General features: G+C 69.9%; 11 protein-coding genes. 1 reads left to right on the top strand and 10 read right to left on the bottom strand.

Annotation, left to right across the window (positions count from 1 at the left end):
• Positions 1 to 19: 19 nt before the first annotated feature.
• From ACFSOX_RS16695 to ACFSOX_RS16665, 7 genes are all read right to left on the bottom strand, one after another.
• Complete coding sequence (locus tag ACFSOX_RS16695; RefSeq protein WP_378478944.1) at positions 20 to 1,468, bottom strand: amidohydrolase family protein; 1,449 nt, start codon at positions 1,466 to 1,468, stop codon at positions 20 to 22.
• 31 nt (positions 1,469 to 1,499) lie between these two features.
• Entirely contained in the window at positions 1,500 to 2,273 is a 774-nt protein-coding gene (locus tag ACFSOX_RS16690) for an ABC transporter permease (RefSeq protein ID WP_378478943.1), read from the bottom strand.
• 223 nt (positions 2,274 to 2,496) lie between these two features.
• Positions 2,497 to 3,384, bottom strand: coding sequence for an ABC transporter ATP-binding protein (locus tag ACFSOX_RS16685; protein ID WP_378478942.1), 888 nt, complete (start codon positions 3,382 to 3,384; stop codon positions 2,497 to 2,499).
• Positions 3,381 to 4,835 carry an allantoinase AllB gene (gene allB / locus ACFSOX_RS16680; protein ID WP_378478941.1) on the bottom strand — a complete coding sequence of 485 codons (1,455 nt, stop codon included), beginning with the start codon at positions 4,833 to 4,835 and terminating at the stop codon, positions 3,381 to 3,383. The genes ACFSOX_RS16685 and allB overlap by 4 nt, the downstream gene beginning before the upstream one ends.
• 23 nt (positions 4,836 to 4,858) lie before the next feature.
• Entirely contained in the window at positions 4,859 to 5,650 is a 792-nt protein-coding gene (locus tag ACFSOX_RS16675) for an SDR family NAD(P)-dependent oxidoreductase (protein WP_378478940.1), read from the bottom strand.
• A gap of 190 nt (positions 5,651 to 5,840) precedes the next feature.
• A complete protein-coding gene (locus tag ACFSOX_RS16670) occupies positions 5,841 to 6,872 on the bottom strand; it encodes an ABC transporter substrate-binding protein (RefSeq protein WP_378478939.1) in 1,032 nt (343 codons plus the stop codon).
• Positions 6,869 to 7,696, bottom strand: coding sequence for a cysteine hydrolase family protein (locus ACFSOX_RS16665; protein WP_378478938.1), 828 nt, complete (start codon positions 7,694 to 7,696; stop codon positions 6,869 to 6,871). The genes ACFSOX_RS16670 and ACFSOX_RS16665 overlap by 4 nt, the downstream gene beginning before the upstream one ends.
• 375 nt (positions 7,697 to 8,071) lie before the next feature.
• Between ACFSOX_RS16665 and ACFSOX_RS16660 the strand changes: the two genes are divergently transcribed.
• The gene (locus tag ACFSOX_RS16660) at positions 8,072 to 8,992 is read left to right on the top strand and encodes a LysR family transcriptional regulator (protein WP_378478937.1); all 921 of its coding nucleotides are present in this window, start codon (positions 8,072 to 8,074) and stop codon (positions 8,990 to 8,992) included.
• Between the two features lie 136 nt (positions 8,993 to 9,128).
• Here the strand turns inward: ACFSOX_RS16660 and ACFSOX_RS16655 are convergent, their stop codons facing one another.
• The 3 genes from ACFSOX_RS16655 to ACFSOX_RS16645 form a co-directional block, all read right to left on the bottom strand.
• Positions 9,129 to 9,725, bottom strand: coding sequence for a TetR/AcrR family transcriptional regulator (locus tag ACFSOX_RS16655; protein WP_378478936.1), 597 nt, complete (start codon positions 9,723 to 9,725; stop codon positions 9,129 to 9,131).
• Positions 9,726 to 9,799: 74 nt separating this feature from the next.
• The gene (locus ACFSOX_RS16650; protein WP_378478935.1) at positions 9,800 to 12,970 is read right to left on the bottom strand and encodes an efflux RND transporter permease subunit; all 3,171 of its coding nucleotides are present in this window, start codon (positions 12,968 to 12,970) and stop codon (positions 9,800 to 9,802) included.
• A 12-nt stretch (positions 12,971 to 12,982) separates the two neighbouring features.
• Entirely contained in the window at positions 12,983 to 14,065 is a 1,083-nt protein-coding gene (locus ACFSOX_RS16645) for an efflux RND transporter periplasmic adaptor subunit (protein ID WP_378478934.1), read from the bottom strand.
• Between the last annotated feature and the right edge of the window lie 792 nt (positions 14,066 to 14,857).

Genomic DNA, 14,857 nt, shown 5'->3' with positions numbered 1-14,857 from the left:
AATGATCGGATGGGGAGGATCAGGAGCAGATGAACGTGTCGGCTGCGTAATAACCGGCGAGCGCGGCGCGCAGCTCCGGCAAGGCCCCGCGAATCTCGGACGTGGTGCCGAAGCGCGCCTTCAGGATCGCCAGCAGCTCGGTTTCCAGGGCGGGCAGGTCGACGCCGGTGACGGTGCCGTCGCGCACCACCTGCCGGCCGGCGACATAGAGCTCCTTGATGTGGCACCGCCGGGCGCGTGCCAAAAGCGTCTCCAGCGGCGGCACCGTGTCGTCGAGCCGGTCGGCCGTCAACGCGTCCCAATCGAGCCCCAGGAGGTCGGCCGGTGCGCCGGGCGCGATCGTGCCGCCGGCGTCCTCGCCGAGCACGGCGAAGCGGCCGTTACGCAACGCGAACGCCAAAAGATCGCCGCGCGACATCGCCGTGGAAAAGCCCTCGCCCTTGTGCAGCAGATAGGCGAGCTGCAATTCGGCGAGCGGATCCTCCTGCTCGTCGAGCGCGACGCCGTCGAGCCCCATGGCGACGCGGCAGCCGCGCTTCAGCATCTCGGCGACCGGCGCGACGCCGGAGCGCAGCACCAGATTGGAGGAGGTGTTGACGACGATGGTGGCGTCGCGCGCCGCGATCAGCTCCATCTCGTCAGGCCGCAGCCAGGTGCCGTGCGCGAACGAGATGCGCTCGTTCACCAGGCCGAGCGCATCGAGGTGATTCAACAGGCCGTGCGGATAGGTCGCGTCGGCCCAGGCGCGCTGGTAGCGGCTCTCCAGCAGATGCATGTGGACGCGCCGGCCGTGCGCGGCGGCGCTCTGCGCGATGCGGCCGAGCAGATCGTCGCTGCACCATTGCGGGCCGGCCGGCCCGTACTGCACCGTGACGCCCTCGCCCGCGATCGCCGCGGCCGTCGCCTCGACCAGCGCGATCTGGTCGGCGGCAGGGAGCGGCGCCCGCGTGAGCTTCTCCGTCACGCAAGCGCAGGCGGACGGCGACAGGCGGCGGAGCAGATCGCCGTGCGGCCCGTAGACCAGCGGGTTCCTGTCACGACACTGTACCGCGAACGCGATCCGGATGCCGACGTCGCGTGCCGCCTTCGCCACCGCGCGGGCTTCGTCCAGATAGGCGGTCAGCCCTTGGACGCGGGTGTAGTGCGCCATCTCGACCGCGATGCCGGCGCGCGCGCTGCGCCCGAACGCGACGGCCGCCGTGAGCCAGGGATCGACCGCCGGGATGGCGGCGAGATGCGGCAGCCACGCCTCCAGCGCCACGTCGACATTGCCGATCTGGCTCGATCGCACCACGCGCGCATGATCGTGCGCGTTGACCAGCGCCGGCATCACCAGCCGTCCGCTGCGGGCCGCCGCCGCGGACGGCGCCATCGCGGCGACGCGACCGTCGGCGAGCATGATCGTCCGGTCGGCGAGCGTCGCACCATCCGGCCCGGCGATCACCTCGGCGGCGTCGAGCGTGGTCATGTCGAAAGCTCCTGCGTGGCGAGAAGCCCCCTCACCCCATCGCGAACTCGGTCTTGCGGTGAGCCCAGCCGGTGATGCGACCCTCGATCAGCGAGAAGACGCCGTAGAGGATGATGCCGAGCGCGGCCAGGATGAACAGGCCGGCGAAGACGAGCGGCACGTCGAAGGACGACGAGGCGATCATCATCATGTTGCCGATGCCGCGGTTCGACGCCACGGTCTCGGAGATCACCGAGCCGACGAAGGCGAGCGTCACGGCGACCTTCAACGAAGCGAAGAAGTACGGCATCGCGCGCGGCAGCCCGACGTTCCACAGGATGTCGAACTTGGTCGCCCGCAGCGTCTTCATCACGTCCTCGAGTTCCGGCTCGGTGGTCGCGAGCCCGGTCGCGACGTTCACGACCACGGGGAAGATGCTCATGATCAGCGCGGTGAGCACGGCCGGCACCGTGCCGGCGCCGAAATAGAGCACGAAGATCGGCACCACGGCGACCTTCGGGATCGACGAGAAGCCGACGAGCAGCGGATAGGCGACGTCGTAGGCGAGCTTCGACCAGCCGATCAGCACGCCGACGACGATGCCGATCCCGACTCCCAGCACGAAGCCGAGCAGCGTCGTGTAGAGGGTCTGCAGCGTGTGCGGCCACAGCGCCGGGAAGCGCTGCCACAGCGTCGCGACGATCTGGCTCGGGCGCGGCAGCACCGTGTCGCTCACCCCGAAGGCGAGGCACAACACCTCCCACACGACGAACAGGCCGACGATCAGGACGACGGATGCGATCTTTCGTCGGAGGTTGGAGTTCATGGCGCGACACTCCGGTCGGATGGCCTGGCGAGGGACGTCACCTCTCCCCTGCGGGGAGAGGTCGGAGACCGCGCATCGCGCGGGCTCCGGGTGAGGGGGTGCCGAGGTCCGTCACCAGCGCCGTAAACCCTCACCCCGGTCGCGAGCTGCGCTCGCGCCCGACCCTCTCCCTCAGGGAGAGGGTGAGAGCGGGGCCGTCCGCGTAATGCAGAGATCAGGTGCATCACACCTCCGGCTCGTCGGTGCGGGCCTCGACGATCAGCGCGCGCAGGCGCTGGGTCATGGCGACGAAGTCGGGCTCGTAGGTCATGGCGAGGGTGCGCGGGCGCGGCGCCTCGAACACCTTGTCGTCGATGATGCGGCCGGGGCGCGCGCTCATCACGCAGATGCGGTTGGCGAGATAGCCGGCCTCGCGCAGATCGTGCGTCACCAGCAGCACGGTCGGCCGCCGGGTGATCCAGAGCTGCTGCATGATCGACCACAGCTCCTCACGGGTGAACTGGTCGAGCGCGCCGAACGGCTCGTCGAGCAGCAGGAGCTGCGGATCGTGAACCAGCGCCCGGCACAGCGAGGCGCGCTGCAGCATGCCGCCCGAGAGCTGCCAGGGATGCTTGTCACCGAAGCCCTTGAGGCCGACCTGCGCGAGCAGCGCCTCGACACGGTCGCGGAACTCGCCCTTGCGCTTCCGGCGGTACTCGGCCCGGAACGGCGGAACGATCTTCAGCGGCATCATCACGTTGTCGCGGATCGTCAGCCACGGCAGCATGGTCGGATTCTGGAACGCCATGCCGATGCGCACCGGCTCGGCCTCGACCTCGCGCCCAGCGACATAGACGTAGCCGGACGACGCGCGCAGAATCCCGCCGACCAGCTTGAGAATGGTCGACTTGCCGCAGCCGCTCGGGCCGACCAGCGCGACGAAGTCGCCCTTGGCGATCCTGAGATTCGTCTCGGCGAGCGCGTGCACGACATTCGGCGCGCGCCCATACGTGACGGTGGTGCGCTCGAGCTCGACGTAGGAATCGAGATGGATCGGCTCGGCGGCCGCACCGTCGGCGAGCGACGGCAGGACGGACGGTTCCTTCCCGAGCGGAACGACGGCGGCGCTCATGCGGCGGCTCCGGTCGCGGCGGCGCCGCGCGAGGGGGCGGGGATCTTGACGATCTCGGTCATGGTGGCGTCGGGGTTGGCGACACGCGGCGCCGGCATGTCCTGGACCGTGTGCACGGAGCGGCCGGTGCCGCGCGCGCTCTCGACCAGCGTCCGATCCTTCATCACGAAGCGGCCACGCACCAGCGTGTGGATCGGCAGGCCCGTGACGGCGCGCCCATGCCAGGGCGTGATCTTTGCGCGCGACTGGAGCGCCGCGTCGTCGATCGTCCAGGCGCGCTTCAGATCGACGATCGCGATGTCGGCATGCGCGCCGGGTTGCAGAATCCCTTTGTGCGGATGGAGGCCCCACGCCTTCGCCGGATTGACGGCGCTCCAGCGCACATAGTCGCTGATCGACATGCGGCCGGCCGCGACTTCGGTCAGCATCAGCGGCATCTGGGTCTCGACGCCGGGGAAACCGCAATCCACCGTGAAGATGTCGTCGCGCACCTTCTCGTCCGGAATGTGCGGAGCGTGATCGGTGGCGATCATGTCGACGACGCCGCTCGCGAGGGCTGCCCACAGCGGCGCCTGGTTGCGCGCCTCGCGCACCGGCGGGTTGACGCGGATCACCGGGCCGATGCGGTCGTAGTCCTCGGCGCCGAGCAGCAGATACTGCGGGCAGGTCTCGCCCGTCACGTCGACGCCGCGCGCTTTCGCTTCGGCGAGTGGCCGCAGCTCTTCCGCAGAAGAAATATGCAGAACGTGAATCCGGCAGCCGGTCCATTCGGACAGAACCGCCGCGCGCGAGACCGCCTCGACGGCGACGACGGCGGGCCGCGCCGCGAGATGCGCCAGCGGATCCTTGCGTCCCGCCGCGCGAAGTCGTGATTCACGCCGCGCCATGATCGACGCGGTTTCGGCATGCAGCGAGACGCGCTTGGCCGTAGGCGCGACCACCTCGAACGCCTCCAGCATGCCGCCCGTGGTCGGCGAGGGAATGTTGCCGAAGGTGTTGCCCATGTAGAGCTTGAAGCCGATCACGCCGCCGGCGACGAGGTCCGGCACATGCGCGATCGTGTCCTCGCCCAGGAGCCCATAGAGGCCGTAATCGACATAGGCCTTCTCGCTCGCGAGCGCGTGCTTCGCCGCCAGCGCCTCGGCCGTGCCGGTCGGCGGGATCACGTTCGGCATGTCGAACACGGTCGTCACGCCGCCGAACGCCGCCGCCGCCGTGCCGGTGCCGAAATCCTCCTTGTGGGTGTAGCCGGGCTCGCGGAAATGCACGTGCACGTCGATGGCGCCGGGCAGGACGTGCAAGCCGGTCGCGTCGAGCGTCTCGGCCGCGTTCGGCATCGCCTCGCGGGCGCCGACCGAGAGGACGCGGCCGTCCTTGATGGCGACGCTCGCCGGAAACGTCGTCGTGTCGGTGACCACGGTGCCACCGTGGATGACGAGATCGGCCGTCATGATGGTCTCCTTGACGAGATCGCTCACAGCATCGCCCAGCCACCGTCGACCGGCAGGTCGACGCCGGTGATCTGGCGGGAGACGTCGCTGGCCAGGAACAGGCAGGCGTTGGCGACGTCCTGGTCGGTCGAGACGCGCTTCAGCGCATAGTCCGCGGCATGGCGCGTCGCCGCCTCCTCGACCGAGATGCCGAGCGTCTTGGCCATGTCGGCGCACACTTTCTCACGGAAGCGCGGCCCCTCGACCATGCCGGGGGCGACGCAGTTGACGTTGATGTTATAAGGACCGGCCTCCAGCGCGAAGCTCTTGGTGATGCCGCGCAGTCCCCATTTGGACGCCGAGTAGGCGAGCCGCCCGGCGCGGCCGCGCAGCCCGAACGTGCCGCCCACATTGACGATCTTGCCGGAGCGCCGCGCCATCATGCCGGGCAGCACGGCCCGGATGGTATTGAAGCAGCCGCCCATGTTGAGCTTCACGATCTCGTCGAACTCTTGCGGCGTCGTCTGCGCACCGGTCTTGCCGATCGGCCCCGAGCCGCCGGCGACGTTGACCAGCACGTCGACCCGCCCGAACGTCTCGCAGGCCGTGGCCACCGCCGCCTCGCATTGCGTCGCGTCGGTGACGTCGCAGGCGATCACGATCGCGTCGGCGCCGCGCTCCTTCGCCTCGGCCGCCACCGGTACGATCGCGGCGGTGTCGCGGCCGACCAGCGCGAGCCGGCAGCCTTCGTCCGCGAAGGCGAGCGAGATGGCGGCGCCCATTCCCTTGGCGGGTCCGGTGACGAGGACGACGTGGCCGGCGAGATCGAGATTCATGCGGGTTCTTCTTGTTGGGCTGGAACTGGCACCGCCCTCGTTCCGGGCCGGCGCATCGCGCCGGACCCGGAACCCGGCGGCAAACGGGTAAATCGCGGCCGGAGTCCGGATTCGTCGCGGAGCCTGTGCTCGGGCGGCGCGAAGCGCCGACCCGAGTGCGACGCCCGGGAATGACCAGCAGTCACGGGCCTCAGAACAGCTTCTTCGGCAGCTCGGACGCCGGCGGCAGGAACGAGGGGTCGAAGATCTCGCTCGTCGCCGGCGTGCGCGGCAGGCCGTTCGCCTCGACCAGGATGTCGATCGACGTCTTCAACCGCGCCGGATCGATGCTGCCGAGCCCGATCTCGGCGATCTCCGGGTGGTTCATCTCGTCCTTCACGGTGGCGTCGAATCGCTCCAGCTCGACGTCGGTCTTGATCAGCGGCTCGCGCTTGGCAACGCTCGCGACCGAGGCTTTCGGATCCTTCAGCGACTCGATCACGCCCTTGTTGAGCGCGCGCAGGAAGCCCTTCACGGCCGCCGGGTTCTCCTTGATCAGCTTCTTGGAGACGATGATGGCGTTGGAGTAGAGGTCCATGCCGTAGTCGCCGTAGTTGATGTAGCGGATCTGGTCGTCCTTCACGCCGATCAGCTTGGCGGAGAACCGGATCGTGTTGACGTAGCCGAACACGCCGTCGACCTGGCCGCGCATCAGCATCTGCTCGCGCAGGTTCGGCGCCATGTTGGTGATGTTCACCTTCGTGCAGTCGATCTTGGCGGACTTGCACAGCGCCGGGAACAGCTTCAACGCCCCGTCGTTGGCCGCACCGCCGAGCGTCTTGCCCTCGAAGTCCTTCGGGGTCTTGATCGGGCTGTCGGCCTTCACGGCGACCGTGAAGGGCGGGCGGTTGAACATCACATAGACGGCGACCGGCGCCTCCTCGGGCTTCTTGGCGGCGAACTCGATCAGCGCGTTGAGGTCGCCGAAGCCGATGTCGTAGGCGCCGCTCGCCACCTTCGGCACCGCGGCGGCCGAGCCGTCGCCCTGGTCGATGGTCACGTCGAGGCCCTCGGCCTTGAAGTACCCCTTGTCCTCCGCGACGAAGAAGAAGCCCTGCGGCCCCTGGTACTTCCAATTGAGCACCATCTTCAGCTTGGTCTCCGCCGAGGCGGCGGAGGGCAGCGCCGCGGCGGCGAGCGCGGCGGCCGCCATCAGAGCGGTGCGCAGGGAGGCGAGCCTCATCGAGAAGTCTCCTGTCGGGTGGGGGGAGCGGAGGGGGCGGAGGGGGCGGAGGACGCGGACGACGCAGACGGCGTGCCGTCGAGCGCGGCGACCAGCGCGGCGCCGGTCGCGACCGTGCCGTAGAGCAGGTCGACGAGCTCGAGGATCATGTCGCTGACGCCCGGCCGCGCCACGGTGGCGCACAGGTCGGCGAGCAGCACGCAGTCGTAGCCGCGAAAGCTCGCGTCGGTCAGCGTCGCGAACACGCAGCGGTCGGTGTTGATGCCGGCGAGCAGCAGCGTCGTCACGTCGCGGGCGCGAAGGATCGAGTCGAGCTCGTTGTCGTGGAAGCCCGAGTAGCGGTGCTTGTGGACGACGAGGTCGCCGGCCTCGACCGGCAGCGCCGCGATGGTCGCGGCCCCCCAGTCGCCCTGGACGAGGATGCGGCCCCGGCCGCTCGGCGCCGGCTCGGCATAGCCGGGGCGGGTGCCGCCGCGCCGGCCCTTGTCGAGCAGCGAGGCGGAGAGGTTGGCGACATCGGCCCGCACGCCCCAGTTGACGAAGATCACGGGCGCGCCGACACGGCGCAGCGCCGCCGCGAGCGCGACGATGCCGGGCACGATGGAGAGCGCCGGCGCCGTGTCGATGCCGGCCCGTGGGAACCAGCCGTCGGGATGCAGGAAGTCGTTCTGCATGTCGACGACCACGAGCGCGGTGCGGCCGAGGTCGATCGCCACGGTTCCGCCGGCCGAGGCCGGAAAGCGGACGATGCGCTCCGGCCGGCGCGGGCGCACCAGGGAGGTGTATGGAGCGCCGGGAATCGGACCGGAAGCGGCGAAGGGCATCGGCGGGGGCACTCTCGGGGTTCGGGCGAAGCGTTTCTGTCGTCTACAGAGAGGTTCAGAGGCGACGTCCAGTCCCGAGACAGGGCCGGAGGCCGGCCGGTCGCGGTCCGGCTCGATCACGCTAGCCAAACCAGGCGTTGACTTCTGCTGCTGATTTTTTGCTCTATCGTTGCCGAAAAGGCTTCACTCTCCGCCGCCGCGGTCCCCCGCCTTCGTCGTGGCCGGCTCGTCCCGGCCATCCACGCAGCAGCCCTCGCGGCGCCGAAAGCGTGGATGCCCGGCACGAGGCCGGGCATGACGGGCTCGGAGGGGCAGGGGGCTCGGCCCGCCCCCGGAACGACGGCCGCCGAGGCATCGCGCCGCAGAAAGACACCCATGCGCCATCTCCGCCTTTTGCGTTACGTCGACGAGGTCGCCCGCACCGGCTCGATCCGCAAGGCGGCCGAGCGGCTCGCCGTCACGGCCTCGGCCGTCAACCGGCGGATCATGGATCTCGAGGAGGAGCTCGGCGCCACACTGTTCGAGCGCAAGCCGCGCGGCGTGCGCCTCACCGCGGCCGGCGAGGTGTTCGTGCGCTATGTCCGCGAGCAGGCCGCCGACGTCGAGCGGATGAAGTCGCAGATCGAGGATCTGCGCGGCCTCAAGCGCGGTGTCGTCAGCATCGCCTGCAGCCAGGCGCTCGCCTACGACTTCCTGCCACGCGAGATCGCCACCTACCGGGCCCGCCACCCCTATGTGACGTTCGACGTGCGGGTCGCCGACCACGACCAGGCGATGGCGCTGCTGGAGGCCTACGAGGTTGATCTGGTCGCCGTCTACCGGCCGTCCTTCCACGCGAGCTTCCGGCCGCTGATGACGGTGGAGCAGCGCCTGGTCGTGCTGATGCCGGCCGCTCATCCGCTCGCCGCGCAGGCGACGCTGCGGCTGCGCGATTGCGCCGGCCACCCGTGTGCGCTCGCCGACCGTTCGCTCGGCGGCCGTCAGCTCCTCGACGCCGCCTGCGCCCGCACCGGCGTGGGTCTGCGGGTGGTCGCCGAATCGAACTCGTTCGAGATGCTGCGCGGCCTGGTGCGGCGCGACGGCGTCCTCTCGTTCCAGGTGGAGATCGGTGCCGATCTCGACACCGACGGCGCCGTTCCCGGCGCGACGCCCGGCGTCGTCGCCCGCCCGCTCGATCCACGCGACGTGCCGACCGCGGCCCTGGTCGTCGGCCAGCTCCGCAACCGAAACCTGCCGATCCCGGCCGCCGTGTTCGTCGAGCAGCTCGTCCGCGCCATCGACGCCATGCGGACGTGAGCACGTGGATGCGAGAATGCCGACGTGAGAGGCCCGCGTGCCGGCGGTCCGAACGCCTGCTCGTCCGCACGGCCGTCGCGCCGCGCGAGTTGCGCGCCGGTGACGCGGACGCCCGCGGGGAGACGACCCCGCGTGGTCATCGCAGAGCTGCGATCCCGAACTTGATCATCTGCTCGAGGGTCGGATCCTCGAACTCGGCGCATTCCACCATCAGGCGCGGATGCGAGTAGCGGATCAGCGCCGTGTGCAGGCAGCGCGCCGCCTGCTGCGGATCGCCGGCACGGAACTCGCCGCGGTTCATGCCGTCGGCGATGATCCGGGCGATCACCGCGTCCATCCGCTCGACATAGTCGAACACGATCTGCCAGTTCTCGGTTAGGGCGAGCGCGACGAGGTCGTGCAGCTTCTTCTCGACCGTGAAGCGCTCGGTGTTCATCCGCTCGACCGTCGTGAACAGCGCGTGCAGACGCTCCGCCGCCGGGCCGTCGCGGCCGGCGATCTCCAGTCCGGCCGCCAGCACCTCGCCGAGAAGCTGCCGGCCGACCGCCTCGTTGATCTCGTCCTTGGAGCGGAAGAACCGATAGACGTTGGCCGGCGACATGCCGAGCTCGCGGGCGATGTCGGCGACCGTGGTCTTCTGGAACCCCATCTGCCGGTACAGCCGGTCCGCCGTGGTGATGATGCGGGTGCGGGTGTCGGCCTCCCGCGCCTCGGCCCGCGTCGCGTCGCTCACCTTCACGCCTCCCTCGCGCGGCGGTTGTCCGCCTGCCTCGGGACACAGCTTATCGAAAACCTTGCGCAGATGTCTCATGGTTCTTGCGGATGCCCGCCCGGCACGGCCGGAGCGAGGCGCGGCGCATCGGGCGTCACGGGCGCCTCGGCCCCGGTCTCCGTCTCGGCCTCGTCCGGCAGGCCCGGGCCGCACGCGTCGAGCGAGCGGCGGAACCACAAGGCGTAGAGGGCGGGCAGGAACAGCAGCGTCAGCGCCGTGGCGACCAGGAGGCCGCCCATGATGGTGACGGCCATCGGGCCCCAGAAGCCGGAGCGCGACAGCGGGATCATGGCCAGCACGGCGGCGAGCGCCGTGAGCACCACGGGCCGGGCACGCCGCACCGTGGCGTCGACGATGGCGGTCGCCCGGGTCGAGCCGGCCGCCACGTCCTGCTCGATCTGGTCGACCAGGATGACGGTGTTGCGGATGATCATCCCGGCGAGCGCGATCAGCCCGAGCAACGCCACGAAGCCGAACGGCATGCCGGACACGAGAAGTCCCAGCGTCGCCCCGATCAGCCCGAGCGGCGCGGTGAGGAGCACCAGCCACAACCGCGAGAAACTCTGGAGCTGCACCATCAGGATGGTCAGCATGGCGGCCAGCATGAACGGGAAGACGGCGAACAGCGAGGCGTTGGCCTTGGACGACTCCTCGATGGCGCCGCCCATCTCGATGCGATAGCCGGCGGGCAGGCCGCCGCGCAGCTCCGCGAGCTTGCCCCAGATCGCGGTCGACACGTCCGGCGCCTGAACGCCGTCGCGGATGTCGGTGCGCACCGTGATCGCCATGTCGCGGCTGCGCCGCCACAGGATCGCCTCCTCGTGACCCTGCTCGATGCGGGCGACCTGGGAGAGCGGCACCGGCACGCCGTTTCGCGACATCACGGTCAGATCCCCGATGGCGCCGAGGTCACCGCGCTGGGGCGCGATGGCACGCGCCACCACGGCGACCTTCTCGGTGCGATCCCGCACCGTCGTCACGGTGAGGCCGGTGACCAACGTCTGCAGCGTCTGGGCGACGGTCTGCGGGTCGAGGCCGAGCGCGCGGGCGCGGTCCTGGTCGAGCACCAGACGCACCGACGGCATCTGCTCGTTCCAGTCGAGCTGGGGATCGACGGCGTCGGGGCTGGTCCGCATGATGTCGCGGACCTGATAGGCGATCTCCCGCACGGTGTTCGGATCCGTGCCGATCACCCGGAACTGGACCGGGAAGCCGACCGGCGGGCCGAAGTCGAGCCGGCTCACCCGCACGCGGGCCGCGGCGAGCGCGCCTTTGGCGAGGGCGCCCTCGAACTTCGCCTTCAGGCGTTCGCGCGCCGGCACGTCCTTGGCGATGACGACGAGCTCGGCATAGGCCTCGTTGGGCAGCGCCGGGCTGATGCCGAGCCAGAAGCGGGGCGGCCCCTGGCCCACATAGGTGGTGGCGGTGGCGACGTCCGGATCGCCGTCGATCAGGCGCTCCGCCTCGCGGGCGGCGTCGAGCGTCGTCGCGATCGCGGTGCCCTCCGGCATCCTGATCGCGACGAACAGCTCGGTGCGGTCGGACAGCGGGAAGAACTGCTGCGACACCTTGCCGAAGCCGAGCACGGCGGCGACGAACAGCACGGCCGTCACGGCGACGACGAGCCCGCGCCGGCGCACGCACCAGCCGACCACGGCGCGCAGCCATCGATAGATCGGCCCTTGATAGACGGCGTTCAGGTCGCCGTCGTGATGCACCGCGATGGTCGGCAGCAGCTTGACGCCCAGATAGGGCGTGAACAGCACCGCGACGACCCACGAGGCGATGAGCGCGATCGACACCACCCAGAAGATGCCGCCCGCATATTCGCCCGTCGACGACGCGGCGAAGCCGACCGGCAGGAAGCCCGCCGCCGTCACCAGCGTGCCCGTGAGCATCGGGAAGGCGGTCGAGGTCCAGGCGAAGGAGGCGGCGCGGGCGCGGTCCCAGCCCTGCTCCATCTTCACCACCATCATCTCGACCGCGATGATGGCGTCGTCGACCAGCAGGCCGAGCGCGATGATCAGGGCGCCGAGCGTGACGCGGTGCAGATCGAGCCCCATCGTCAGCATGACGCCGAACACGATGGCGAGCACCAACGGCACCGAGAGCGCGACGACGATGCCGGTGCGCCAGCCGAGCGACAGGAACGAGACGCCGAGCACGATGGCGAGCGCCTCGACGAACGACCGCATGAAGTCGCCGACCGCCTCCTCGACGATCTTCGGCTGATTGGCGATGCGCTCGTAGACGAAGCCGACCGGCGTCGCGCGCTCGATCTCGGCCATCGCGGCGTCGACCGCCTCGCCGAGATGCAGGATGTTGGCGCCTTTCTGCATGACGACGCCGATGGCGAGCGCCGGCGCGCCGCGCTGGCGGACCAGGTAGTCGGGCGGATCGACGTAGCCGCGCGTCACCGTGGCGATGTCACCGAGCCGGACCACGGTGCCGTTCGACGCCGCGACCGGCGTCTCCTTGACGGTCTCGACGCCGTCGAAGGCGCCGGTGACGCGCAGCGGAATGCGCGCCGTCGACTGCACGGTGCCGGCCGGCGTCAGGTCGTTCTGCTTCGCCAGGCTGTCGAAGATCGACTGGGTCGAGATGCCGAGATTGGCGAGCTTGACGTGGTCGAAGTCGACGAAGATGCGCTCCTCCTGGGTGCCGTAGATCGTCACCTTGGTGACGTCCTTCACCTTGAGGAGGCGCTGGCGCATCGATTCGGCGATGCGCTTCATCTGGGCGTAGTCGGCGCCGTCGGAGCGCAAGGTGTAGAGGATCGAGTCGACGTCGCCGTACTCGTCGTTGATGTTCGGGCCGATCACGCCGGTCGGCAGGTCCGACTTCAGATCCGCCATCTTGCGACGGACCAGGTAGAACAGATACGGCACCTGCCCGGGCGGCGTGGTGTCGCGGAACTCCATCAGGGCGGCCGAAAAGCCCGGCTTCGAGTAGGTCGTCACCTTCTCGAACCAGGGCAGCTCCTGCAGCTTCTTCTCGATGCGGTCGGCGACCTGATACTGCATCTCCTCGGTGGTCGCGCCCGGCCAGGCCGCCGTCACCACGGCGATCTTGATCGTGAAGGAGGGATCCTCGTCGCGCCCGAGCTTCAGGTACGACATCGCCCCGATCGCCCCGAGCATGACGATCAGGAACAGCACGAGAGTCGGATGGGCGACCGCCCAGGCCGAGACGTTGAAGCGGCGCATCGGAGGCTCCGGTCAGAACGCCAGCGACGCGACCGGGCGGACGATCAGGCCGGGATCGAGCTTCTGGGCGCCGAGCGTGACGACGGTCTCGCCCTCCTTCACGCCGGCGGCGATCAGCACGCTCTTGCCCTCGTAGCGGGCGATCTCGACCGGACGCGGCTCGAGCTTGCCGTCGCGGTCGACCACCCAGACGATCGGGCCGTGGCCCTGATTGAGCAGTGCGGTGAGCGGCAGGCGGGCCGCCTGCGTGCCGGTGCCTTCGCGCAGCGTCAGCGTCGCGCTCATGCCGAGCCGCACCGCCTCGTCGGCCTTCGGGATGCTGTAGCGGGCCGCATAGGTGCGGGTCGCCGCGTCGGCGGCCGGCGACAATTCGCGCAGCCGCACCTCGTAGGTGCGGTCGGGCAGCGACCACAGCGACAAGGTTCCGGTCGCCCGGCGGGCGCGCTCCACGAAGGTCTCGGGCAGGGCGACCAGCGCCTCCACCTCGGCGAGCCGCGCGAGCCGCACCGCCGCCTGGCCGGAGGCGACGACCTGGCCGGGCTCGACCGGAGTCGCCGTGATGACGCCGTCGGCGTCGGCCTCCAGGGTCGCGTAGTCGAGCGAGTTCTTGGCGAGGTCGAGCGAGCGCTGGGCCCGGGTCAGGCGGCCGCGCGCCTCCTCGGCGGTGGCGCGCGACTTTTCGAGCGTCGCCGCGGCCGTCCAGCCCTTCTTCTGCAATTCGGTCGCGCGCGCCTCGTCGGCCTCGGCCTGCACCAGGTTGGTGCGCGCGGCCCGCACCTCGGCCTCGGCCTGCTGGAGCTGCAACTCGAGATCGTTGGTGTCGAGCACCAGGAGCGGCTGGCCCTTCGCGACACGGTCGCCGTTCTGCACGAGGCGCTTCGCCACCTTGCCGTTCACCCGAAACCCGAGATCGCTCTCGATGCGGGGCTTGATGGTCGCCGCGAAGGTGCGGGTCTCGGTGAGATCCTCGAACCGGACCGTCTCGCTGAGCACCGGGCGGTCGAGCACCCGCGCGTCCTTGCCGGTGCCGCCATTGCTCGCGTCGCAGCCGGCGAGCCCGAAAGCGCCACCCAACACCAGCAGAAGAGGCACCACCGCCGCCGCCCGCACGCCGCCCGTTGGGGACGGTTGGACGGCGGGAGCGACGGCGGCGGTCTCGACGGCACCCTTTCGGGCGCCGAGCAGGGATCCGACACGTCCGGACAGCAGGGGGGCGGGGGTTGCGAACCGGCGCATGCGAGGACCACTGATGAATGACAATTGACGAATATCAAAAATCGTCAGTTCTTCGCAAATGTCAAGCGCCGCGCCCGGATCACGCCGCGGCAGCGCCCCGATCGATCGGATAAAGCCTTGCTTGGTAAATGGAATCTACACGGGACCGGTCGACTTGCCGGATCCCCGGTGACGTCACCGGATCGGCCGGGAGGATCCGCGCGCGCCGTCCGCGGCAACCCAACTGCCGGCCGGCTCGTGGGCTCGCCGCCGCGAGCCATGCAGGGCCGGCGTGTGCGACATGCCGCTGCAGATCGAGGCCGTCGGCCGAGCAGCCCGGCTCCGCCGCCGAACGGTGGACCGCCTGAAAAGGCAACATGATACGGGAAGGGCACGGCGACGACCGCAACGGCTCCGGCCGGTCCGGGCCGACCATTTGCGCCGCAAAATCAGGCAGCTGCTTAGATTCTGGACGAGCCTCTCGATTGACAATGCTTCGGGCAGTGTCCCTAATCGTGTGCACTCGACAGCTTGCGAGCCTCGCAAGCCGCGTCATCCGGGGCATGCGGCACACCGCATGTCGGTCGCGCCCGGCCTTTCACGGCGAGCGGCGCTGGCGGGATGGCAAGGATGCGCGGATCGTCGAGCCGGGTGCAACGCACGTCCATACAC

The organism is Rhodoplanes azumiensis (genome assembly GCF_042682915.1).
GTDB classification, from domain to species: Bacteria; Pseudomonadota; Alphaproteobacteria; order Rhizobiales; family Xanthobacteraceae; genus Rhodoplanes; species Rhodoplanes azumiensis.
This window is presented reverse-complemented; position numbering and strand designations above follow the sequence as displayed.

Coding starts and splice junctions, on each gene's coding strand:
- ACFSOX_RS16695 (WP_378478944.1), bottom strand. CDS start 1,468: ATGACCACGCTCGACGCCGCCGAGGTGATCGCCGGGCCGGATGGTGCG.
- ACFSOX_RS16690 (WP_378478943.1), bottom strand. CDS start 2,273: ATGAACTCCAACCTCCGACGAAAGATCGCATCCGTCGTCCTGATCGTC.
- ACFSOX_RS16685 (WP_378478942.1), bottom strand. CDS start 3,384: ATGAGCGCCGCCGTCGTTCCGCTCGGGAAGGAACCGTCCGTCCTGCCG.
- allB (WP_378478941.1), bottom strand. CDS start 4,835: ATGACGGCCGATCTCGTCATCCACGGTGGCACCGTGGTCACCGACACG.
- ACFSOX_RS16675 (WP_378478940.1), bottom strand. CDS start 5,650: ATGAATCTCGATCTCGCCGGCCACGTCGTCCTCGTCACCGGACCCGCC.
- ACFSOX_RS16670 (WP_378478939.1), bottom strand. CDS start 6,872: ATGAGGCTCGCCTCCCTGCGCACCGCTCTGATGGCGGCCGCCGCGCTC.
- ACFSOX_RS16665 (WP_378478938.1), bottom strand. CDS start 7,696: ATGCCCTTCGCCGCTTCCGGTCCGATTCCCGGCGCTCCATACACCTCC.
- ACFSOX_RS16660 (WP_378478937.1), top strand. CDS start 8,072: ATGCGCCATCTCCGCCTTTTGCGTTACGTCGACGAGGTCGCCCGCACC.
- ACFSOX_RS16650 (WP_378478935.1), bottom strand. CDS start 12,970: ATGCGCCGCTTCAACGTCTCGGCCTGGGCGGTCGCCCATCCGACTCTC.